At 71.0% G+C, this 20,740-nt stretch carries 18 protein-coding genes and 1 pseudogene; 11 read left to right on the top strand and 8 right to left on the bottom strand.

All coding sequences use genetic code 11. The annotated features are described in order from the left end of the window. The first annotated feature begins 58 nt into the window (after positions 1–58). On the top strand, positions 59–703 hold the full coding sequence (locus tag ACZ6TI_RS30600) for an NAD-dependent epimerase/dehydratase family protein (protein ID WP_465348633.1): 645 nt from the start codon (positions 59–61) through the stop codon (positions 701–703). 30 nt (positions 704–733) lie between these two features. Here ACZ6TI_RS30600 and ACZ6TI_RS30595 read toward each other — a convergent pair. Beyond that, positions 734–1,537: pseudogene (locus ACZ6TI_RS30595) on the bottom strand (EamA family transporter); the annotation flags it as partial. 95 nt (positions 1,538–1,632) lie between these two features. Here ACZ6TI_RS30595 and ACZ6TI_RS30590 point away from each other — a divergent pair. Beyond that, complete coding sequence (locus tag ACZ6TI_RS30590) at positions 1,633–2,121, top strand: MarR family winged helix-turn-helix transcriptional regulator (protein ID WP_465348632.1); 489 nt, start codon at positions 1,633–1,635, stop codon at positions 2,119–2,121. Here the strand turns inward: ACZ6TI_RS30590 and ACZ6TI_RS30585 are convergent. The 3 genes from ACZ6TI_RS30585 to ACZ6TI_RS30575 are packed head-to-tail and all read right to left on the bottom strand — an operon-like array spanning position 2,051 to position 5,667. Then, entirely contained in the window at positions 2,051–3,502 is a 1,452-nt protein-coding gene (locus ACZ6TI_RS30585; protein WP_465348631.1) for an AAA family ATPase, read from the bottom strand. The two genes, ACZ6TI_RS30590 and ACZ6TI_RS30585, sit on opposite strands and share 71 nt — an antisense overlap. Before the next feature lie 42 nt (positions 3,503–3,544). Further along, positions 3,545–4,546, bottom strand: coding sequence for a glutathione S-transferase family protein (locus ACZ6TI_RS30580; RefSeq protein WP_465348630.1), 1,002 nt, complete (start codon positions 4,544–4,546; stop codon positions 3,545–3,547). A gap of 50 nt (positions 4,547–4,596) precedes the next feature. Continuing rightward, entirely contained in the window at positions 4,597–5,667 is a 1,071-nt protein-coding gene (locus ACZ6TI_RS30575) for an FAD-dependent monooxygenase (protein ID WP_465348629.1), read from the bottom strand. Positions 5,668–5,699: 32 nt separating this feature from the next. On the opposite strand from ACZ6TI_RS30575, the gene ACZ6TI_RS30570 reads away from it, so the two are divergent. Genes ACZ6TI_RS30570 through ACZ6TI_RS30560 form a run of 3 tightly spaced genes read left to right on the top strand, consistent with a single transcriptional unit; the run spans position 5,700 to position 9,235 of the window. Next, positions 5,700–6,293 carry a TetR/AcrR family transcriptional regulator gene (locus tag ACZ6TI_RS30570; protein WP_465348628.1) on the top strand — a complete coding sequence of 198 codons (594 nt, stop codon included), beginning with the start codon at positions 5,700–5,702 and terminating at the stop codon, positions 6,291–6,293. A gap of 10 nt (positions 6,294–6,303) precedes the next feature. After that, entirely contained in the window at positions 6,304–8,103 is a 1,800-nt protein-coding gene (locus tag ACZ6TI_RS30565; protein ID WP_465348627.1) for a P-loop NTPase fold protein, read from the top strand. Continuing rightward, positions 8,054–9,235 carry a hypothetical protein gene (locus ACZ6TI_RS30560; RefSeq protein WP_465348626.1) on the top strand — a complete coding sequence of 394 codons (1,182 nt, stop codon included), beginning with the start codon at positions 8,054–8,056 and terminating at the stop codon, positions 9,233–9,235. The genes ACZ6TI_RS30565 and ACZ6TI_RS30560 overlap by 50 nt, the downstream gene beginning before the upstream one ends. Positions 9,236–9,350: 115 nt before the next feature. On the opposite strand, the gene ACZ6TI_RS30555 is transcribed toward ACZ6TI_RS30560, so the two are convergent. Then, the gene (locus ACZ6TI_RS30555; RefSeq protein ID WP_465348625.1) at positions 9,351–9,527 is read right to left on the bottom strand and encodes a hypothetical protein; all 177 of its coding nucleotides are present in this window, start codon (positions 9,525–9,527) and stop codon (positions 9,351–9,353) included. An 11-nt stretch (positions 9,528–9,538) separates the two neighbouring features. Here ACZ6TI_RS30555 and ACZ6TI_RS30550 point away from each other — a divergent pair, with 11 nt between their 5' ends. The 3 genes from ACZ6TI_RS30550 to ACZ6TI_RS30540 are packed head-to-tail and all read left to right on the top strand — an operon-like array spanning position 9,539 to position 12,201. Continuing rightward, a complete protein-coding gene (locus ACZ6TI_RS30550) occupies positions 9,539–9,673 on the top strand; it encodes a hypothetical protein (RefSeq protein WP_465348624.1) in 135 nt (44 codons plus the stop codon). Positions 9,674–9,677: 4 nt separating this feature from the next. Further along, positions 9,678–10,763 (top strand): calcium:cation antiporter, encoded by a 1,086-nt coding sequence (locus ACZ6TI_RS30545; RefSeq protein ID WP_465348623.1) that lies wholly within the window; start codon positions 9,678–9,680, stop codon positions 10,761–10,763. Positions 10,764–10,809: 46 nt separating this feature from the next. After that, positions 10,810–12,201, top strand: coding sequence for an MFS transporter (locus tag ACZ6TI_RS30540; RefSeq protein WP_465348622.1), 1,392 nt, complete (start codon positions 10,810–10,812; stop codon positions 12,199–12,201). Between the two features lie 136 nt (positions 12,202–12,337). On the opposite strand, the gene ACZ6TI_RS30535 is transcribed toward ACZ6TI_RS30540, so the two are convergent. Further along, the gene (locus ACZ6TI_RS30535) at positions 12,338–13,396 is read right to left on the bottom strand and encodes a LacI family DNA-binding transcriptional regulator (RefSeq protein WP_465348621.1); all 1,059 of its coding nucleotides are present in this window, start codon (positions 13,394–13,396) and stop codon (positions 12,338–12,340) included. 164 nt (positions 13,397–13,560) lie between these two features. Here ACZ6TI_RS30535 and ACZ6TI_RS30530 point away from each other — a divergent pair, with 164 nt between their 5' ends. Then, positions 13,561–14,949: a DUF1996 domain-containing protein gene (locus ACZ6TI_RS30530; RefSeq protein WP_465348620.1), complete on the top strand. Its 1,389-nt coding sequence runs from the start codon at positions 13,561–13,563 to the stop codon at positions 14,947–14,949. A 116-nt stretch (positions 14,950–15,065) separates the two neighbouring features. Here ACZ6TI_RS30530 and ACZ6TI_RS30525 read toward each other — a convergent pair whose 3' ends face one another. Continuing rightward, the gene (locus tag ACZ6TI_RS30525) at positions 15,066–15,638 is read right to left on the bottom strand and encodes a DUF305 domain-containing protein (RefSeq protein ID WP_465348619.1); all 573 of its coding nucleotides are present in this window, start codon (positions 15,636–15,638) and stop codon (positions 15,066–15,068) included. 223 nt (positions 15,639–15,861) lie between these two features. Between ACZ6TI_RS30525 and ACZ6TI_RS30520 the strand changes: the two genes are divergently transcribed. Beyond that, the gene (locus ACZ6TI_RS30520; protein ID WP_465348618.1) at positions 15,862–18,099 is read left to right on the top strand and encodes a discoidin domain-containing protein; all 2,238 of its coding nucleotides are present in this window, start codon (positions 15,862–15,864) and stop codon (positions 18,097–18,099) included. 51 nt (positions 18,100–18,150) lie between these two features. On the opposite strand, the gene ACZ6TI_RS30515 is transcribed toward ACZ6TI_RS30520, so the two are convergent. Further along, a complete protein-coding gene (locus ACZ6TI_RS30515) occupies positions 18,151–19,428 on the bottom strand; it encodes a YbiU family protein (protein ID WP_465348617.1) in 1,278 nt (425 codons plus the stop codon). Between the two features lie 91 nt (positions 19,429–19,519). Here ACZ6TI_RS30515 and ACZ6TI_RS30510 point away from each other — a divergent pair, with 91 nt between their 5' ends. Beyond that, entirely contained in the window at positions 19,520–20,581 is a 1,062-nt protein-coding gene (locus ACZ6TI_RS30510; RefSeq protein ID WP_465348616.1) for an ROK family transcriptional regulator, read from the top strand. Positions 20,582–20,740: the final 159 nt, after the last annotated feature.

Genomic DNA, 20,740 nt, shown 5'->3' with positions numbered 1-20,740 from the left:
GAGCAAGACAACGGGCCTCGGATCGGGCAGGGTCGAGGCCAACAGAGGGGAGACCGGCGTGAAGGTCATCGTCTTCGGCGCGACCGGCATGGTGGGGCAGGGCGTGCTGCGCGAGAGCCTGCTGGCCAAGGACGTCGAGCAGGTGCTCACGGTCGGCCGTGGCCCGACCGGGGTGCGGCACCCGAAGCTGCGCGAGGTCACCCTCGCCGACTTCACCGACCTGTCGCCGATCAAGGACCAGCTGGCCGGATACGACGCCTGCTTCTACTGTCTCGGCGTCTCGTCGGTCGGCATGGACGAGGCGGCGTACAGCCGGATCAGCTACGACTTCCCGATGGCGGCCGCGCGCACCCTCGGAGATCTGAATCCGGACGTGACCTTCGTCTACGTCTCGGGGGCCGGCACCAATCCGACCGGGCGGCAGATGTGGCAGCGGGTCAAGGGGCGCACCGAGCAGGAGATCATCCAGCTACTGCCGAACGGCTACGCGTGCCGCCCCGGCATCATCGTGCCCACCCACGGCGCCGCCTCGAAGACCCGCGTCTACCGCGTCGGCTACGCGCTCGCCGCGCCGCTGCTCGCCGTCCTCGACCGGTTCGCGCCGAAATACACGACCAGCACGGACCGGGTCGGCCGGGCGATGTTGCGGGCCGCCCGCGGTGGCTTCCACACGCACATCATCGAGGGGCTCGACGTCCGCTGAGCCGCCGCGCTGCCCCCAGACCACCGCGCCGAAGGCCAGCAGCATGCCGCCGACCTGCACCGGCGTGAGGCTCTGGCCGAGCGCCGCCCAGCCCACCGCGGTCGCCACCACCGGTGAGAGCAACCCGAGCAGGGAGGCCTTCGCGGCCGGCAACCGCTCCAGACCCCAGAACCAGATCGTGTACGCCAGCGCGGTCCCCACCAGCGACAGATAGGCATACCCGGCCAGGTTCGTCCCGGACAGTCCCGCCGGCAGCCCCTCGGCCAGCAGCGTGATCGGCGCCAGCACCAGCCCGCCCGCGGTGAGCTGCCATCCCGTCGCGGTCAGCAGCGACACGTCCGGGCGGCCCCAGCGCTTGGTCAGGGTCAGCCCGAGCGCCATGGACATCGTGCCGGCCAGCCCGGCGACGATCCCGACGGCGTCCAGTCGCGCGGTGGCGGTGAGCACGGCCAGCGCCACCCCTCCGGCGCCGAGGACGCCGGCGATGACCGTACGCAGGCGAACCCGCTCGGTCAGAAGCAACACGGTGAGGCCGGCCACCACCAGGGGTTGGGCGGCGCCGAGCACGGCGGCCATGCCGCCGGGCAGGCGATAGGCGGCGGCGAACAGCAGCGCGAAGAAGAATCCGATGTTCAGGGCGCCGAGCACCGCGGACTTCCACCACCAGTCGCCGCGCGGGAGGCGGCGGGTGGCGGCGAGCAGCAGCAGGCCGGCCGGCAGGGCGCGCAGCAGGCCGCCGAGCAGGGGCCGGCCGGGCGGAAGGAACTCGGTGGTCACCGCATAGGTGGTGCCCCAGACCATCGGCGTGACGGCGGTGAGCAGTAGGACCCTCATCACGAACTCCCTCGATCCAAAGTATCTCGACATGAAGATAGTTGCTCGCAGGTATCTCCTTGTCAAGAAGTTCGACGTCGAGATAAATTACTCGTATGACGGAACGTGACGGCGTGGACGAGATCGTCGAGCAGTGGGGCCGCGAGCGTCCCGACCTCGACACCGCACCGATGGAGGTCTTCGGGCGGGTGTTCCGCCTGGCCGCCCTGGCCGGTGAGGCCACGCAGGCGGCCTATCGGCGGTTCGGCATCGGCCGGCCCGAGTTCGACGTGCTGGCCACCCTGCGTCGCTCCGGGCCGCCCTTCGAGCTGCCGCCCGGCGCCCTGTCCGCCTCGATGATGCTCAGCAGCGGCGGCACCACCGCCCGGCTCGATCGGCTGGAGAAGGCCGGCCTGATCGAGCGCCGCCCGTCGGACTCCGATCGCCGCAGCGTGCTGGTGCGGCTCACCGACGCCGGTCGCGAGGTCATCGACCCGGCGGTCACGGCCGGTCTGTCAGAGCAGCGGCGCCTGCTCAGACATATGGAGCCGGAGAGTTTGAGGGCCCTGGGTGAGCTTCTTCGCCAAGCCCTCCGGAGCTCCTGAAGTTGGCGATCGCGTTGGACACCGCGGCCCGGCTCCGGCCCAGCTCGTCCAGGGCCGCGCTGACGTGCTTCATCTCGGTCTCCTGGTCGTCCGCGGTGGCGGCGAGCAGGTCGGCGCGGCGGGAGAGCTCGGCGAAGAACGAGCCGGTGGTGCCGGCCGTCGCGTTCACCACCCGCTCGACCTCGTCCGGGCTCAGGTGCGCCGAGACGCCGTAGAGCGAGAGCAGCCGCCGCCGCCCGTGCGTGTCCGGCAGCGGCACCTCGGCCACCAGGTCCACCCGGCCGGGCCGCTGCGCCAGCGCCGGCTCGACCAGGTCCAGCCGGTTGGTGGTGAGCAGGAACGCGATGTCCGCATCGCCGGCCACCCCGTCCATCTCGTTGAGCAGCTGGAAGAGCAGCGGGTTGCCCATGCCCAGGTGCGACATCGTGCGCTCCTCGGCGATCAGGTCGACGTCCTCGAGCACCACGATGGCCGGCGGCAGCAGCCGGGCGAGACTGCACGCCTCCCGGATGAACTGCACGCCCAGCCCGGTCAGCACGATCACCGTGGTGTCCGGCTGCGCCCCGATCAGGTGCCGGATGGTGTGCGTCTTGCCGGTGCCCGGCGGTCCGAACAGCACCACGCCGCGCTTGAGGTGGTGGCCGGCCTTGAGCAGCCGTTCGCGGTGCTCGGCGACGCCCAGGATCTGCCGGTGCACCGCGTCGAGCACGCCGGCCGGGAGGATGACGTCGGAGGCGTCCACGTGTGGGCGCTCGTGAAAGCGCAGCGGGCCGATGCCGTCGCCGTACTCGTACGACTCGAAGGACAGCACCTGGCCGCGGCAGACGTGGTGGGTGACCGTGTACTCCCGGATGGTGCGCAGGAACTGCCGGGACACCTCGGCGTCCGCGCACATCACCTCGATCAGCATTTCCGGCACCGCCCGGCGATGGCCGCTGAGCCGCACCAGGGCGGCCAGCTTGCTGCCGCCGGTGGTGAGCAGAAAGAGCCCGTAGCTGACGCAGGCCTGCTCCTTGCCGACCCCGACGGCTACCGTGGCGTAGTCGACCGCGCCCACGTCGTATTGGCCGTGCTTGCGGGCGGCGTCCACCAGATCGGCGAAGCCCTGGTGCTCGCGGCCGCTGCCGACGACCCCGATCAGGTCGCTCGTGACACCCTCGCGGGCCAGGTACGCATCGAGCGCCGCCTGCACGTTGGCCTGCTCATAGGAGGGCAGCGCCTCGACCGTGACGGGTAGCTCGGCGGGGTCGGCGCCGAGGTGCTCGGCCATCCGCCGGGCGAGCTCGGTCGGCTCCGGCGGCGGGGTCGCCCGCTGCAGTGCCTTCATGAACGCGCGGAACTCGGTCGCGAAGGCGCGGACGTCCAGTTCGTCGTCGGTCATGGCGAGACGGTACAGCCGTTCGGCGGTTCAAGGTGTCCTACGTCACGCACTGGCCCCATGCCCGGCCGGCACCGGCTCGCGCGGCGGAGGCGGGGGAGTGCCGTCGCCGAACGGCCGTCCGCCCAACTTCTCGCGCCCGTGCGGGGTCAGCCAGCCGCTCAGATCCGGTCCCGCGGGCACGATCTGCGACGGATTGATGGTCGTGTGCACCACGTAGTAGTGCTTCTTGATGTCGGCGAAGTCGATGGTGTCGCCGAACCCGGGCGTCTGAAAGAGATCCCGCGCATACGCCCACAGCACCGGCATCTCGTCGAGCTTCTGCCGATTGCACTTGAAGTGCCCGTGGTAGACCGGATCGAAGCGCGCGAGCGTGGTGAACAGCCGCACGTCCGCCTCGGTGATCGTGTCCCCGACCAGGTAACGCTGCCCGGCCAGCCGCTCGGACAGCCAATCGAGACGATCGAAGAGCCGGTGGTAGGCCTTTTCGTATGCGTCCTGGCCACTGGCGAACCCGGCCCGGTAGACGCCGTTGTTCACGTCCCGGAACACCACGTCGTCGACCTCGTCGATCTCCGCCCGCAGGTGCTCGGGATAGAGCTGCGGCGCACCCTCGCGGTGATATTCGGTCCACGCCAGCGACAGGTCGATGGTGATCTGCGCGAAGTCGTTGGTCACCACCTGCCCGGTCGGCACGTCCACGATGGCCGGCACGGTGATGCCGCGCTCGTAACCCGGGTCGCGCTTGAAGAACGCCTCCTGCAACCGCTCGATGCCGAGCACCGGGTCGCGACCGCCCGGGTCGAGGTCGAAGGTCCAGCTCCGCTCGTCGTGGGTCGGCCCGCACACACCCATCGACAGCGCGTCCTCCAGCCCGAGCAGCCGGCGCACGATGATCGACCGGTTCGCCCACGGGCAGGCGCGGGCCACGACCAGCCGGTAGCGACCGGGCTCCACCGGATAACCGTCGCGTCCGTCCGCGGTGATCCGGGTGGTGATGTAGTTCTGGTCCCGGCGGAACTCACCGGACTCCTTCTCCTGCGCCATGCCCCCATCCTGCCCCCGCCCGGCGGTCGCCGCCGCGACAAGCCGCTCGATCACGGTTGCCAACCCGACAACTTCGCCAACTGAGCGGCCACCACACGCCGCGGGGTCAGGCGCAGCGTCCAGTCGCGGAGCAGCCCGCCGTTCTGCATCAGGCGGCCCATCTGCCGGGCCCGGGCGGCGATCGGCTGGACCCGGGCGCGGCGCACGCGGTCGTATTCGGCCAGCGCCTCGTCGATGCCCGTGCGGGCGAGCCGGGTGGTCAGCGTGGCGGCGTCCTCCATCGCCTGGCCGGCGCCCTGGCCCAGGTCCGGCGTCATGGCGTGCGCGGCGTCGCCGAGCAGCACCACGTTGCCCCGGCGGAAGGTCGGCAGCGGCCGGGCCAGGTCGAAGATGCCGGTGCGTGACGTGTCGTCCGGGTCGGTCGCGTCGAGCAGCTCGCGGATCGGCGCGTGCCACCCGGCGAACCGGCGGCGCACCTCGGCGCCCTCGTCGGCGAACGTGGCGTCCAGCGGCATCGTCACCACCGCGAACCAGTAGACCCGCCCGTCCGGCAGCGGCGCCATGCCGAAGCGCTCGCCCCGGCCCACCGTCTCGCCCGCGGCGTCGCCGAGGTCGACCGGGCCGGACGTGACGCCTCGCCAGGTGCTGTAACCCGAATAGCGCACCCCCGGATCGCCGGGCCAGGACGCGCGGGTGGCCGAGCGCAGGCCGTCCGCCGCGACCACCACGTCGAACTCGCCCGGCGCGGCCGCCGCGTCCTGCCCCCACCGGATCGTGCCGGGCTCGAGCGCGTCCACCAGAACCTCGTGCAGGTCGGCCCGGTGCACGACACGGAACTCACCGCCCGCCGCGGCCGGCGCGGTCGCCAGCCAGTGCCCGTCCGGCCGGCGCTGGCCGGCCACGAGACCGGGCGGCGGCGATCCGAGCGCGCGCACCGCGTCACCCACACCGACCGTGTCCAGCGCGGTGAACGCGTTGCCGAACAACGACAACCCAGACCCGACCTGGCGCGGCTCGGGCGCCCGCTCGAACACGGTGACCTCGAAACCATGCCGCTGCAGGCCGATCGCCGTCACGAGGCCACCGATGCCGGCGCCGATCACCTGGACTCCTCTACGCATGTAGAGGACTCTACCGCTGTAGAGTCACGGTTGTGAAGGTGGCAGGAGGCACAGATCGACGGGCGGCGATCGGCGACGCGGCGATCGCGATCGTGGCCCGGTCCGGGTTGCGGGCACTGACCCACCGGGCGGTGGATCGCGAGCTGGATCTGCCGGACGGCTCGGCGTCGTACTACGCACGCACCCGGCGGCAGCTGATCGAGGCCATGGTCCACCGGCTGGCCAACCGCACGGTCACCGACATGCGCGCCGAGCCGATCACGCCGCGCACGGTGAACGGCGCCGCGAAACGCCTGGCCGGCCTCCTCGACCAGCTGGCCACCCGGGCCGGCGATCACCGGGCGCGCTACGCGCTCACCGTCGATCTGGCGAACGACCCCGAACTGCACGCGATGATCACCGCGCGATCTCCGGTGCGGGCCGGCACGCTGGCCGCGGCCGAGGCCACCCTGGAGGCGATCGGCGTGCGCGACGCGGCCACCCACGCGCCGGCCCTGGTCGCCCTCCTCGACGGCCTTCTGTACGACCGGGTCGCCGGCAGCGGCCTGCATCCGGACGCGCGCCCTCCCGCCGAGCCGATCCTGCGCGCCTATCTGACAGGTCTGCCGCGGGCTCCTCTCCGTTAGCGTGCCTGAGGTGAGCACCTGGTGGGTGGACGATCCGATCTCGACACCGGACGCCGAGGCGCTGGGCCGCGGCCCGTTCGTGGCCCGGCTGGTCGCGATGCTCGGCGAGATCGGCGCCCACCCGAGCAGCACGGTGGTCGCCCTCGTCGGCCCGTGGGGCAGCGGCAAGACCAGCACGATCAACCTGGTCCTCGACGGCCTGGGCGACCAGAGCTGGGGCATCGCGCGGGTGAACCCGTGGGCCCTCGGCTCACCCGAGGCGATCGTCACGGAACTGCTCGGCGCCATCCGATCCGCGCTCCCGGAGCGGTCCAGGAAAGCCCGCGAGAGGCTCACCGGTTACGCGCGCTACCTGCCGATCGCGGTGTCCCTGGTGCCGGGCGGGGCCGGCGCGGCCACCCAGGCCGCCAAGCTGCTGGAGACCGACACCACCGTGCAGTCGGCGTTCGACGCGCTGAGCGATGAGATGCGGGCGCTGAGCCGCCCGGTGCTGGTCTTCGTGGACGATGTGGACCGCCTGCAACCCGACGAGCTGCTGGCGCTGCTGCGCGCGATCCGGGTGGTCGGCCGGCTGCCGAACGTGCACTACCTCGTCGCGTACGACCAGCACACGCTGGTCGATCTGCTGAAGGCGACGTCGATCGCGGGTGGGCGGGAGGATCGCGCGCTGGCCTTCCTGGAGAAGATCGTCACCCTGCGGGCCGACCAGCCGATGATCCGGGCCGGGCAGTCGTCGGCGCTGTTCAACGACGGCCTGACCACGCTGCTCGCCGACCTGCGGGCCAACCTCGGAGACGAGGAACGGCGACGGCTCTCCGACGAGTGGGAGCTGCTGCTGTCCGCCGATCTGGCCGAACCACGGACCATCAGCCGGTTCATCGCGCAGCTGCGGGTCTATCTGCCACTGGTGGGACCGGACGAGGTCGACCTGGTCGACTACCTGGTGATCACGCACCTGCGGTCGACGTATCCGCCGGTCTATCGAGCCCTGCTGGCGGACCGCCTTCGCCTGGTCGCACCGACCGCCGGGGACCTGCGGCTCGCGTTCTGGCGGCAGGTGCCCAGCATGTCCGGCCTGGGCCTGCCGGCCGGCCCGGCCGAGCGGGTCAGCGGCGCGATCAGGCGTTTGTTCCCCTTGCTCGACGAGGCCGATCGGGTCGCACCGCGACGCCGGGGGGTCAGCGATCCGGACTACGTCGATCGGTACTTCACCTTCCCGCGCGCCGCGGCCGACATCTCGGACGCCGAGCTGACGCTCGCGTTGCACGCCTGGGCGCGCGACGCCGGCGGAGTGCCGGCGGCGTTGGCCGGGTCACTCGCTCCCGATGCCGGCGACCGGGAGGCCTGCGAAACGAGCGCGGGTGTCCTGCGGCGGCTGCAGGCGCTGACCGATCAGCTCTCCGCGGCCGAGGCCGGAGGGGTGCTCGGCGGCGCGGTGCGATTCCTTCCGCTGCCGCCCGGCCCGGGTTTGATTCTCGGAGGGCCGGACGCGGCCATGATCCAGTGGCTGGTTCGTCTGCTCGATCGGGCCGGCGAACTCGACGTCGCGGGCCTGATCGCCGGCCTCGAGGAGCGCGGCATCCGCGGCCTGATCGACTTCCTGCGCGCGTTCCTCCCGGGGTTCGATCAGCGCCGGGTGGCTGGAGACGCTGGCCGAGGGCGCGGCGGAGCTGGGCTGGCGGCACTTCCGCGCCCACCTCGACGCGGGCGACCGGGCGCCGGACGTGCCCGCGGAGACCCTTTTCAACCTGGTCGAACTGATGCTGGGCACGACCGAGACGAATCTGCGCCTGCAGCGTGCGATCGATGACGGCGTCGGGCTGGGCACGGTCGCGGCCCGCCTGGTCGAGGTGGGCGTGGCGAGCGAGACGAACCGGCCGGTCGTGATCGGCGTCGACGCGGAGGCGATGATCCGGCGGGTCGGGCGGGCTCGGGTGCGAGCCGCGCTGCGGGCGGCGGCCGATCGCCCCGGAGAGCCGGATGGTCACGACGTCTCCTGGCCGAGCCGTCGCCACCATGCGGAGGCGGCGCTCCGGCGCATCGCGTCGGCGTGGGAGGCCATGCTTTCGCTGCCCACGATGCGCGATGGCCTCCCGAGATCGTTGATCGCGCGCTCCGTCCATCTGTCGCCGGTCGGTGACGACAACGAGCCGGATCTCAAGATCACGGTGACCGCGATGAGGCCGCCGCACGGCGAGCTTCTCGCATCGCAGCAGCCGGCCCGGCTAACCGGCGCCACACGCTGGCAGGTCGTCCTCTCGCACTTCGAGCGCAGCCCGTTGGCACTATGGCTGCGGGGCGCCGCCGGTGCGCGGCCGTCGATCGAACTTCCGTGGTCGTTGGCCGACTCGGACGGCGACGGCGCGAATCGAGTCCGGGTCGGCACGGTCGTGCGGCCGGCCGCGGGCGACGAGGACTCGTGGCGGCTGCCGAGGGCGATCCGCGTCTTCGCCGAGATCCAGACCTTCGCACGCCTTCCGGAGGAGACGGATTCGTTGCTGCTCACCGACCTCCAGGTCGAACTCTGGCTGGCCCGAGCGCTATCCCAGCGAGTCCCGGACGGCGACGGCCCTCCGCCGGCCGCGGAACCCTCGCTGGCCGAGGTGGACGCACTGCTCACCGCCATGATCGCCACGGGGATCGAGTCGTCGTCGGCGCTGTTCGACGAGCTGATCGCCGGGATCACGCTCGCCCGGACGATTCTGCAGGCGACGATCACGTCGCGCCGCCCGGCGATCCTCATCGTCCGCGATCTGCCGCGGCTCGAAGGGAAGGAGGACACCTTCAGCACCCGTTCGCTCATCAACCACTTCCCCTGCGACCTCGGAGCCGACGACACCGCCACGCAGGCCCGGCGCCTCGCGCTGGGCCTGCTGAACGGGGCGCTGAACAACTCCGGATATCGCGACTTCGAGGATGACCTGTTGGCGCTGCGCGACTGACCGGGCGTCCGCACGGCGGGATGCGCGGCGGTGGGGAGGCGGGGGACGAGCGGGTGCTGTGTGCGTACCGGAAAAGACCCGGTCGGCGAACCGATCGGGTCTCCATCATCGGGTTTCAGTCACGGGCGCCCGTCAGGTGCGGGCGCAGGGCGATGATCAGGCCCAGCAGCAGGTAGCCGACGAAGAGGTGAGCCACGCCGACCGCCCAGCCGGCGGTCGCGCCCAGGATGCCGAAGGTCGGAACCGTGACCAGGGCCCAGCTTTCGGCCACCGACGGCCAGATCCGGGCCACGCCAGGCGCCGGTGAACGCGACCTTGATGCCGATGATCGCCATGCCCAGCATGGACAGCGGCCAGAAGGCGTCCAGTACGGCCAGCCAGGTGTCGTCCCGGGCCGAGGCCATCGTCCGCGCGCGCGACGCCGGTCTGGGACGCTAGTTGGATGATCGCGAAGATTAAGTGGACCGTCTCGGTGCCCGTGCTGGGAATCCTCGCCCTCATCCTGAGCTGGGGCCGCGGCCTGCCGCCGCCGGTGGTCGTGCTGGTCGCCCTGCTGCTCGCCGGTGCGGTGCTGGCCGCCGTGCACCACGCGGAAGTGGTCGCGCACAAGGTCGGCGAGCCCTACGGCAGCCTGGTGCTGGCGGTGGCCGTCACGATCATCGAGGTCGCGCTGATCGTCACGCTGATGATCAGCGGTGGCGAGAAGACCCAATCGCTGGCCCGGGACACCGTCTTCGCCGCGGTCATGATCACCTGCAACGGCATTCTGGGCCTGTCGATCCTGGTCGGCGCCCTGCGCCGCCGCTTCGCCGTGTTCAACCCGGAGGGCACCGGCGGAGCCCTCGCCGCCGTGGCCATGATCGCCACCCTCAGCCTCGTGCTGCCCAGCTTCACCACCAGCCGCCCGGGCGCCGAGTTCTCACCCGCCCAACTGGCCTTCGCCGCGGTCGCCTCGCTGGGGCTCTACCTGCTGTTCGTGGCCGTGCAGACCCGCCGGCACCGCGACTACTTCCTGCCGATCACCACCGCCGGCCAGGTGATCGACGAGGAGGAGCACCTCGACCCGCCGAGCAACCGGGACGCCGGGATCAGCCTCGGCCTGCTGCTGGTCGCGCTGATCGCGGTGGTCGGCCTGGCCAAGGGCGTGTCACCGTCGATCGAGGCGGCGGTGGGCAACGCCGGCCTGCCGCAATCGGTCGTCGGCGTCGTGATCGCCCTGCTGGTGCTGCTGCCGGAGACCATCGCGGCGGTCCGCGCGGCCGCCCGCGACCGCATGCAGACCAGCCTCAATCTGGCCCTGGGCTCGGCGATGGCCAGCATCGGCCTGACCATCCCGGCGATCGCGATCGCGATGATCTGGCTGGACGGCCCGCTGCTCCTCGGCCTGGGCGGCACCCAGATGGTCCTGCTGGCCCTGACGGTGGTCACCGGCACCCTGACCGTCGTCCCCGGCCGAGCGAACGTCCTCCAGGGCGGCATCCACTTGAGCCTGCTTGCAGTGTTCCTGTTCCTGGCCGCAAGCCCGTGAGATCTTCCTGGACATCAACCCGCCTTGAGGTCATACGGTTCATGGCATGAGCGTGATCCGCGGGAACCGGAAGGTGTTCTTCCAGGTCCTCATCAACACCCTGCTGGTGTCGGTGATCAACTTCACCGTCTGGTTCGCGATCACCTTCTACGTCTATCTGCAGACGCGTTCGGTCTTCGCCACCGGCGTGGTGGCCGGGATCTTCCTGGTGCTCACGGCGACCTCGGGCATCTGGTTCGGCAGCCTGGTGGACCGCTACCCCAAGAAGACGATGATGCAGGTGTCGGCGGCCGCGTCGTTCCTCTTCTTCACCGTCGCGTTCGCGGTGTATCTGGTCGTCCCGCACGTGTCGTTCACCGACCCGGCGAGCGTCTCCCTGTGGACGCTCATCGTGCTGCTGATGTTCGGCGTCATCGCCGGCAACATCCGCACCATCGCGTTGCCGACGCTGGTCACGGTGCTGATCGAGGAGGACACCAGGGACCGGGCCAACGGGCTGGTCGGCACCACGACGGGCGTGTCGTTCCTGGCGACGTCGGTGATCAGCGGGCTGCTGGTGGGAGCCGGCGGCATGTTCTGGGTGCTCGTCCTGGCGCTGGTGGTGCTGGCCGTCGCGATCGGGCATCTGGCCCTCGTCCCGATGCCGGAACGCCCGGCCGCGCCGGCCGCCGCGGACCGCCCGGCCGAGCCGGCCACCCCGGCCGAGCCGGCCACCCGGGAAGGCATGGTCGATCTGCGGGGCACTGTCGGGCTGGTGCGCCAGGTGCCCGGGCTGACCGCGTTGATCCTCTTCTCCGCGTTCAACAACTTCCTGGGCGGCGTGTTCATGGCGCTCATCGACGCGTATGGACTGTCGCTGGTCTCGGTGCAGACCTGGGGGTTGCTCTGGGGAGTGCTGAGCACCGGGTTCATCGTCGGCGGGCTGATGGTCGCCCGGTGGGGCCTGGGCCGGAACCCGGTGCGGCTGCTGCTGATCGTCAACCTTGTGCTGTGGGCGGTCACCATGCTCTTCCCGCTGCGGTCCTCGATCGTCCTGCTCGCCGCCGGCATGTATGCCTACATGCTGCTGATCCCGTATGCGGAGGCCGCCGAGCAGACGATTCTGCAGCGGGTGGTGCCCTATGAGCGGCAGGGCAGGGTCTTCGGCTTCGCGCAGAGCGTCGAGCAGGCCGCCTCGCCGCTGACCGCGTTCCTGATCTCGCCGATCGCCCAGTTCGTGTTCATCCCGTTCATGACCGACGGTGCGGGCGCCCGGACGATCGGCGAGTGGTTCGGCGTCGGCGCCGACCGCGGCCTCGCGCTGGTCTTCGTGCTGACCGGCATCGTCGGCCTGGTGGCCACCGGCCTGGCGTTGCGCAGCAACCCGTACCGGCGCCTGAGCCGGCGCTATGTGACCAGCCCGCCGGCCACCCCGGAGCCGATCTCGGCCGGCCCGTGACCGCGGGCCCGCCAAGCCAGTGGCGGCCGCCGCGGTCCGAGCCGGACAAAGGACGGCCGGAACGCCGCGGTCAGCGCGTCCGAAGAGGGGCCGGGTGCTGCCGCCGCCCCGTGGTCCGCGGCAGCACCCGGGGCTCTCAGGCCGAGCGGCGCACGACCAGCGTCGGCTCATAGATCACTGAGGACACCCGCATGTCGCGATCCTCCACCCGGGCGAGCAGCAACCGCGCGCTTTCCGCGGCCATGTCCTCCAAGGGGTGCCGCACCGTGGTCAGCGCCGGGCTCGCCGCGGTCGCCGCGCTGCTGTCGTCGAAGCCCACCACCGCGACGTCGTCCGGCACGCTGCGGCCGGCCTCGCGCAGCGCACCCAGGGCGCCCAGTGCCATCAGATCGTTGGCGACGAACACGCCGTCCAGCGCCGGGTGCTCGGTCAGCAGCTCGCGCATCGCCTGCTCGCCCGACTCCTGGGTGAAGTTGCCGGACACCAGCGGCACCCAGCCGTGCCCGCGGCGGGCCATCGCCCGCCGGAAGCCGGAGATGCGGTCGCTGCTGGCCGGCACGTCGACCGGGCCGGAGATCATGGCGATCAGCCGGCAGCCGCGGCCGGCCAGGTGGTCGGCGGCCAGCGCGGCGCCGGTGTCGTTGGCGAGGTCCACATAGTCGATCGGCACCGGCTCGGGCGGCCGGCCGATCAGCACCGCGGGCACGCCGGCGTCGGTGAGCATGCGGGGCAGCGGGTCGTGCGCGGGCAGGGAGAGCACGATGACGCCGTCGGCTTGGCCGTGCCGCAGGTCGCCGACCAGCCGGGTGCGCTGCTCGGGTGAGCCGACGATCTGCAGGGCGAGTTGCACGCCGGCCTGGCGCAGCACGCTCATCAGGCCGCCGACCACCCGCCCGAAATAGGGATCGGCGAAGAACCGGCTCAGGAACGGGTCGTCGTCGTGTGACTCCGAATCGGACACCACCAGGGCGACCGTGCCGGTGCGCCGGGTGACCAGCGAGCGGGCCAGCTTGTTGGGCACGTAACCGGTCTGGTCCACTGCATGCCACACCACCTCGTGCAGCTGCGGATCGACGTTGCGCACCCCGTTGACGACCCGGGAGACGGTGGCCCGGGAGACGCCGGCCACGCGGGCCACGTCCTCCAGGGTCGGCAGACGATCGCCGACACGGGAGCGTCCGCTCGTGGTGGTCATACGGGAGTTATAGCACAACGGCCGGAGAGCGCTCTCCTAAGGCGCCAGCGAATGCGACATTACGGTCTTCACTACGCGAGACATTGACGTCCGTGCAACCTTGGCGCAACACTTCGGAAAGCGCTCTCCAAGCTCTCCGTTCCCCGATCCCCTGGAGACTCGAGATGAGAAGAGGAAGAAGACGCCTGATCGCCATCTGCGCCGCCGCCACACTCGGTGGCGCGCTGCTGGTGGCCGGGCCGGACGCGATGGCGGCGGACACCCTGTTGTCGCAGGGCAAGCCGGCGATCGCGTCCTCGCAGGAAAACGGCGGCGCTCCCGCCGTCGCCGCGGTCGACGGCCGTAACGACACCCGCTGGGGCAGCGCCTGGGCCGACCCGCAGTGGCTGCGCGTCGATCTCGGCGCCACCTCCACCATCAACCAGGTGACGTTGCGCTGGGAGACCGCCTATGCGCGGGCCTTCCAGATCCAGACCAGCCCCGACGGCAACGCCTGGACCACCATCTACAGCACCACGAACGGCACCGGTGGCAACCAGACGCTGACCGTCAGCGGCAGCGGTCGCTACGTGCGGATGCACGGCACGGCCCGCGGCACCGGCTACGGCTACTCGCTCTACGAGTTCCAGGTCTTCGGCACCAGCACCTCGGTCCCGCCCGGCGGCGGCGGTTACGTGCTCGCCGACCCGCCGGTCCTCGGCGTGGTCCCGTCCACCCAGGTGCCGCCGCCGACCAACCCGCCGACCACGCACCACGAGTTCCAGATGAACTGCTCGGTGAGCAGGTCCAACTTGCCGGACGACCCGATCGTCTTCCCGGGTCTGCCGGGCGCCTCGCACTCGCACACGTTCATGGGCAACAACTCCACGAACGCCAACTCCACGCTGGGCAGCCTGCAGGCCGGCGGGACGAGCTGCATCACGCCGGGGGACAAGACCGGCTACTGGATGCCGACCCTGCTCAACGGCGACACCGCGGTGCAGCCGGTGGGCCGGCAGGTCATCTACTACAAGTCCGGCGTGATCGACTACCGCAGCGTGCGGCCGTCGCCGCCCGGACTGCGTTACCTGGTCGGCAGCCCGAGCGCGACGCAGGCCGAGTTCCAGAACGCGCCCGGCGCGGTCGAGGGCTGGGAGTGCGGGGACAGCTCGTTCAACTGGGACTTCCCGGCGAACTGTCCGGCCGGGTCGCAGCTGAACATCCGGATGCAGGCGCCGAGCTGCTGGAACGGCATCCACCTGGACTCGCCGGACCACAAGAGCCACATGGCGTACCCGGTGCTCGGGGTCTGTCCGACCAGCCACCCGGTCGCGGTGCCGATGATCGAGTTCAAGATGGCGTTCCCGGTCAGCGGCAACATGGCCAACGTGCGCCTGTCCAGTGGGCGGGGCTACTCGTTCCACTACGACTTCTACAACGTCTGGAACCAGCCGGTGCTGGCCGCCCTGACCAGCCACTGCATCAACGGCGGGCTGCAGTGCGACCCGCGCGGCTTCGACCTCTACAAGCCGGAGCGCGGGGCGGCGCTCAACGAGAACTACGAGCTGCCGTGAGAGCGGGCTCGCGACCGTCCCGCCGGGGGAGAGGCGGGGACGGTCGCGAGCCGAGCAAATAACAATAAATCATCGAGGAAATGGCGCGGAAATCTTCTTCATGTTCCGGAACCGACCTATTCCACGGGCCGGCCGAACTTGGCCAACAACGACTGACGATCCGCGATCATGCGGGTGGCGAGCTCTTTCGACCGCGGCTCCAGGCCCGCTGTCGATTCGCTCGTGGCCAGCCGTACGCCCTGCTCGAAGTGACCGCGGACGTGCTGGCGGAAGAGCCGGTCGAACGCCGGCCCCTCGGCCGCGGCCGCCTTGGCGATCAGCTCCGGGGTGACCATGCCCGGCATCGGCATCCCCTTGTGCGGGTTCTCCGCGGGCAGCCCGGCCGCGTCGTGCAGCTCGCGCAGGGTCGCCGACTCCCGCTCGTTCAACGCCTTGACCTGCCCCGCGAGCGCCTTCAGCCCGGCGTCGCGGCTGTGCGCGGCGGGCAGCTCGAGCAGCGGCGCGAGCTCGTCGTTCATGGCGATGTTGATCTCGATCCAGGCCCGGTCGGTGCCGCCGAAGGCGGGCGCGCTGCTCACCGCGGGCGGCGCGGGGGCGGGCACCGAGGCGGGCGCTTCCGCCGTGCAGCCACACAGGCCGGCCGCCAGCAGGGCGGCGAGCGTCGCGGACGCCAGGCGGGGGACGGGCACCGCCGAATTCTCGGCGAATAGGGCGAACGATGTCAATGCACGACCGGTTCCGGGAATTGTTCCGGAACCGTGGACGTATTGACGTCCCGCAACATGGGCGAAACAATCATCAGAGCTTGGAGAGCGCTTTCCTAGCTATCCCCTCTTTCTATTGCCCCAGTCCCCACGGCGGCCGGCCCGTTTCCCCGCGGGCCGGCCCCACCCCGTCACGACAGGCAGGACCATGAACCCTGATGCCCGGCGGCGTGTCCGCCGTTCCCTAGTCGCGGCCGTCGCCACCGCCGCGACCGTGCTCGGCCTGACCGTCACCGGGGTCACCCGGGCCGGCGCCGAAACCCAGAGCGCACGAACTCAGCTCGCCGCCGCAGCCGCCTGCGGCACCACCAACGTCGCCCTGGGCAAGCCCACCACCGCATCGTCGCAGGAGGGTGGCGGCACGACCGCCGCGCTGGCCGTCGACGGCAACACCGGCACCCGCTGGTCGAGCGCGTTCAGCGACCCGCAGTGGATCCAGGTCGACCTCGGCGCCAGCGCCACGATCTGCCAGGTGGACCTGCTCTGGGAGGCCGCGTACGGCCGGAGCTTCCAGATCCAGACCAGCCCGAACGGCAGCACCTGGACCAGCGTCTACTCGACCACCACCAGCGCCGGCGGCACGCAGAGCCTGACCGTCGCGGGCACCGGCCGCTACATCCGGATGTACGGCACCGCCCGCGGCACCGGCTACGGCTACTCGCTCTGGGAGTTCCGGGTCTTCGCCGGCGACGGCAGCACGCCGACCGACCCGGTGGAGCCGACCGACCCGGTCAACCCCAACTTCGGGCCGAACGTCAACGTCTACGACCCGTCCACCCCGACCGCGACCATCCAGAACCGGCTGAACCAGCTGTTCACCGCGCAGGAGACCAACCAGTTCGGCCCGGAGCGGTACGCGGTGCTGTTCAAGCCCGGCAGCTACCAGGCCGACGTGAACCTCGGCTTCTTCACGCAGGTGGCCGGCCTCGGCATGTCCCCGGACGACGTCAACCTCAACGGCCACGTGCGGGTCGAGGCGTTCTGGATGAACGGCAACGCGACGCAGAACTTCTGGCGTACGGCCGAAAACCTGTCGGTCACGCTCCCCGCCGGAACCACCGTGGAGCGCTACGCGGTCTCCCAGGCCGCGCCCTACCGCCGCATGCACCTCAGGGGCGCGCAGAACCAGATCCAGCTCTGGAACGGTGGCGACGGCTGGTCCTCCGGCGGCCTGATGGCCGACACCAAGGTGGACGGCGCGGTCGTCTCCGGCTCGCAGCAGCAGTGGTACTCGCGCAACAGCGAGTTCGGCAGCTGGAGCGGCTCGGTCTGGAACATGGTGTTCCAGGGTGTGCAGGGCGCGCCGCCGAACCACTTCCCGAACCCGTCGCACACGGTCATCAACACCACCCCGGTGGTGCGCGAGAAGCCGTTCCTGTACTTCGCCAACGGCCAGTACCGGGTGTTCGTGCCCGCGCTGCGCCAGAACAGCACCGGCACCAGCTGGTACAACAAGACCCCGGCGGGCTCCTCGATCTCGCTGGCCGACTTCTTCATCGTGCGGCCGGGCACCACCGCCGCGACCATCAACAACGCGCTGGCCGCGGGCAAGCACCTGCTCGTCACCCCGGGCACGCACCACGTCAACCAGACCATCACCATCACCCGCCCGGACACCGTGGTGCTCGGCCTCGGCCTGGCCACGTTCGCCGCGGACAACGGCGTCACCGCGATGAAGGTCGCGGACGTCGCCGGAGTGAAGGTGGCCGGCATCATGTTCGACGCCGGCCCGACCAACTCGCCCTCCCTGATGGAGGTCGGCGCGCCGGGCTCCAGCGCCAACAACAGCGCCAACCCGATCTCGCTGCACGACGTCTTCTTCCGCCTCGGCGGGCCGGGCGTCGGCCGGGCCACCAACACGCTGATCATCAACAGCAACCACGTGATCGGCGACCACATGTGGCTGTGGCGGGCGGACCACGGCGCCGGGGTCGGCTGGAGTGTCAACACGGCCGATCAGGGCCTGGTGGTCAACGGCAACGACGTGACCATGTACGGCCTGTTCGTCGAGCATTTCCAGAAGTATCAGACGGTCTGGAACGGCGAGCGCGGGCGCACGTACTTCTATCAGAACGAGATGCCCTACGAGATGCCGAACCAGGCGTCCTGGATGAACGGGTCGACCCGGGGCTACGCGGCCTACAAGGTGGCCGACTCGGTGAGCGACCATCAGGCCTGGGGGGTGGGCAGCTACTGCGTCTTCACGCTGGACGAGTCGGTGGTCGGTGAACGGGCGATCGAGGCCCCGGTCAAACCGGGGATCCGCTTCACCAACATGGTGACGGTGTCGCTCGGCGGCCAGGGCACGATCAACCGGATCATCAACAACAGCGGCGGCACCGCCCGGCGCGGGGCCGAGATCCAGTACCTGACCAGCGGTCCGTAACCCGCAGGCAGAAAGAGGGGGAGCCCCGCCACCGTGGGCTCCCCCTCTTTCTCAGGCGATCGCCGGCGCCGGCAGGCCGAGGCCGCGCCGGCCGGTGTCGTTCAGGTCCTCCGGGCGGAACCGGTCCGGCCAGGTGCGCTCGTAGTGCTCGGCCGGGAAGTCGCTCGGGCTCGAGCCGGTCAGGAAGGCGTCGCGCACCGACTCGGCGTAGCGCTCGTTGCGCGGGCACCACGGCGCCGCCGGGATGTACATCACGTTGCCCCAGCCGCGCTGGTTCGTCACCGGAGCGACGCTGTGGATCATGTCGGCGTGCCACCAGACCGAGTCGCCGGCCCGCACGTCCGGGATGCCGGAGAGGGCGCGCATCAGCAGCGGGTGCCACTTCTCGTTGGCCGGGAACACCTGGTTGACGGTGACCCCGCACATGTCGTCCTCGGGCACGTCGGAGAGCAGCGGGCGCAGCATCAGATAGGCCATCGCCTCGGGGATCGGCACGGTGTGCAGCACGCCCTGGTCGTGGTCCATGTCGGACAGTGCGGTCCAGCCCTGGAAGGTGCGGAACACCGAGCACATGGTCGAGCCCGGGTATTGCGGGCCGGTGGTGCGGTGCGCGGCGTCCCACGGGTCATACTGCTCGACCGTGCCGTCGAAGAGGTGCCGGAACGCCTGCTGATAGTCCCGCGTCATCCACAGGTCGAGGGTGCCCGGGTCGAGGTGGGTGCCGAGCCCGCCGGAGTCGGCGCCCTCGGGCCGGCGGCGGATGCGGTCCGGATAGAGCGAGTCGCGCTCGGGGTCGAACCACCGCACGCCCTCGGACTCGCTGCGCCACTGCGAGTTGAGGAACGACTGCACGACCGCCATCCGCTCGCTCTGCCGCGCCTGCATCTGGGCCGGCGACCAGTAGACCGGGTAGATCTCCGGCTTGGAGCCGACCGTGCCGAAGAAGTCGTCGCCCGGCCCGCGGTAGTTCTCGAAGAAGTGGTTGCCCTCGACGTAGTCCACGATGTTCTGATCCCAGGCCAGCGCCTGCTCGCGCTCGAAGTGCCCGCGCACCACCAGACACCCGCGCTTGCGCAGCAGCGCGAGCTGCTCGGCCGGCACACGGCCGGCGGCGAGATCGGCATAGTCGATCACCGGCCAGACCTGCTCGCCACTCTCGCGGGCCGCCTCGATCTCCTCCACGGCCACGCGCACGCGCTCCTCGACGACCGCGAAAACCTCTTCGACGGTACGCCCGGACGCCGCGATCCTGGCCCGCAGCGCTGCTTTGGTCTCGCGAACGGCGGCCTTCAGGTCGGCGGGGGTCTCGTCCCAGTGCGGCAGGTCCACGGCGTGCACTCCTTCTAGTCAGCTCTCCTTACTTGAAGACTGTAGGCGTGTCGGCACCTTCTAGGCAAGAGGGTTGCCTAGAATCGTCAACGTGAACCCCCCGCCGACCGACGAGCTGGTGCTGCGCGCGCTGATGGAGCACCGCCGGCTCACCCGCGCCGAGCTGGCCACCCGCACCGGCATCTCGAAGCCGACCGCGGGCGAGAGCGTGCGCCGGCTGACCGAGCGCGGCCTGGTGGCGGACACCGGGGAGCGCACCCCGGGCGGGCGCGGCCGCGGCCGGGTCGGTTCCTATTACGCGCTGACCGCCCGGGCCGGCGTGGCGCTGGCGCTGAGCATCGCGCCCGGGGGTGTGGTCGCGGAGGCGGTGGACGCCTACGGCGACACGGTCGGCCGCGCCACCGCGCCGATCGGGCGGCCCGCTCGGCCCACGGAGGTGGCCGCCGCCGTGGTCGACGCGATCTCCGGCGTGCTGGGCGGAGAAGCGGCGGCCCTCGCGGTGGTCAGCGCGGCCGACCCGGTGGACCGCGACTCCGGCCGGCTCGTACAGCTGCCGGACGCGCCGTTCCTGGTCGGCGAGCTCGACCCGGTGGCCGTGCTGACCCCGCACGTGACCGGCCCGATCACCGTCGACAACGACGTCAACTGGGCGGCCCGCGCCGAGCGTGCGCACGCCGGCGACGACTTCGCCTATCTCTTCCTGGGCGAGGGTCTGGGCTGCGCGGTGGTCGGTGACGGCGAGCTGATCCGCGGCCGCTCCGGGCTGGCCGGCGAGATCGCTCACCTGGTGACTGTCGGCCCTGGTGGCCGCGCGACCCGGCTGATCGACGTCTTCGACGAGCTCGGCCTGCGCCGCGCCGAGTCCAGCGCGATCGACGTGGCGACCCTGCTCGCCGCACCGGCCGGCACCCGGGCGGCGGTGGCACGCGCGGTGTCCGGCGTGATCGCGGCGGTGATCGCGCTGGCCGATCCGGGCCGCGTGGTGGTGGGCGGCTCCTGGGGTCCTCCGCTGCTGCCCGCGATCGAGGCGGCGGTGGCGGAGCTGCCGCGCCGGGCTCCGCTGCGGCCCGCCTCGTCGATCGCCGAGCCGTCCCTGACCGGCGCGCGCCGGGAGGCCCTGACCCGGCTCCGCGCCGCGGTGATCTCGGCGTAACGGGGTCGACGCTCCGGTTGCCGGAGTCGACATCCGGCGGTTGTCCACAGTAGATAACCGTCCGATGTCCGACAGAAACAATCGAAGATCGACATGTTTGGGCCGGATCTCTCTCTGTCTAACGTGGACCTCGGTCATCGATGACGGTGACTTTATGGG

The sequence above is a fragment of the Actinoplanes sp. NPDC051388 genome (assembly GCF_055586225.1).
This window is presented reverse-complemented; position numbering and strand designations above follow the sequence as displayed.

Excerpts from the sequence above, each read along its gene's own strand:
- ACZ6TI_RS30590 (WP_465348632.1), top strand. The coding sequence starts at position 1,633 with ATGACGGAACGTGACGGCGTGGACGAGATCGTCGAGCAGTGGGGCCGC.
- ACZ6TI_RS30585 (WP_465348631.1), bottom strand. The coding sequence starts at position 3,502 with ATGACCGACGACGAACTGGACGTCCGCGCCTTCGCGACCGAGTTCCGC.
- ACZ6TI_RS30580 (WP_465348630.1), bottom strand. The coding sequence starts at position 4,546 with ATGGCGCAGGAGAAGGAGTCCGGTGAGTTCCGCCGGGACCAGAACTAC.
- ACZ6TI_RS30575 (WP_465348629.1), bottom strand. The coding sequence starts at position 5,667 with ATGCGTAGAGGAGTCCAGGTGATCGGCGCCGGCATCGGTGGCCTCGTG.
- ACZ6TI_RS30560 (WP_465348626.1), top strand. The coding sequence starts at position 8,054 with ATGCTGGGCACGACCGAGACGAATCTGCGCCTGCAGCGTGCGATCGAT.
- ACZ6TI_RS30545 (WP_465348623.1), top strand. The coding sequence starts at position 9,678 with ATGATCGCGAAGATTAAGTGGACCGTCTCGGTGCCCGTGCTGGGAATC.
- ACZ6TI_RS30540 (WP_465348622.1), top strand. The coding sequence starts at position 10,810 with ATGAGCGTGATCCGCGGGAACCGGAAGGTGTTCTTCCAGGTCCTCATC.
- ACZ6TI_RS30535 (WP_465348621.1), bottom strand. The coding sequence starts at position 13,396 with ATGACCACCACGAGCGGACGCTCCCGTGTCGGCGATCGTCTGCCGACC.
- ACZ6TI_RS30530 (WP_465348620.1), top strand. The coding sequence starts at position 13,561 with ATGAGAAGAGGAAGAAGACGCCTGATCGCCATCTGCGCCGCCGCCACA.
- ACZ6TI_RS30520 (WP_465348618.1), top strand. The coding sequence starts at position 15,862 with ATGAACCCTGATGCCCGGCGGCGTGTCCGCCGTTCCCTAGTCGCGGCC.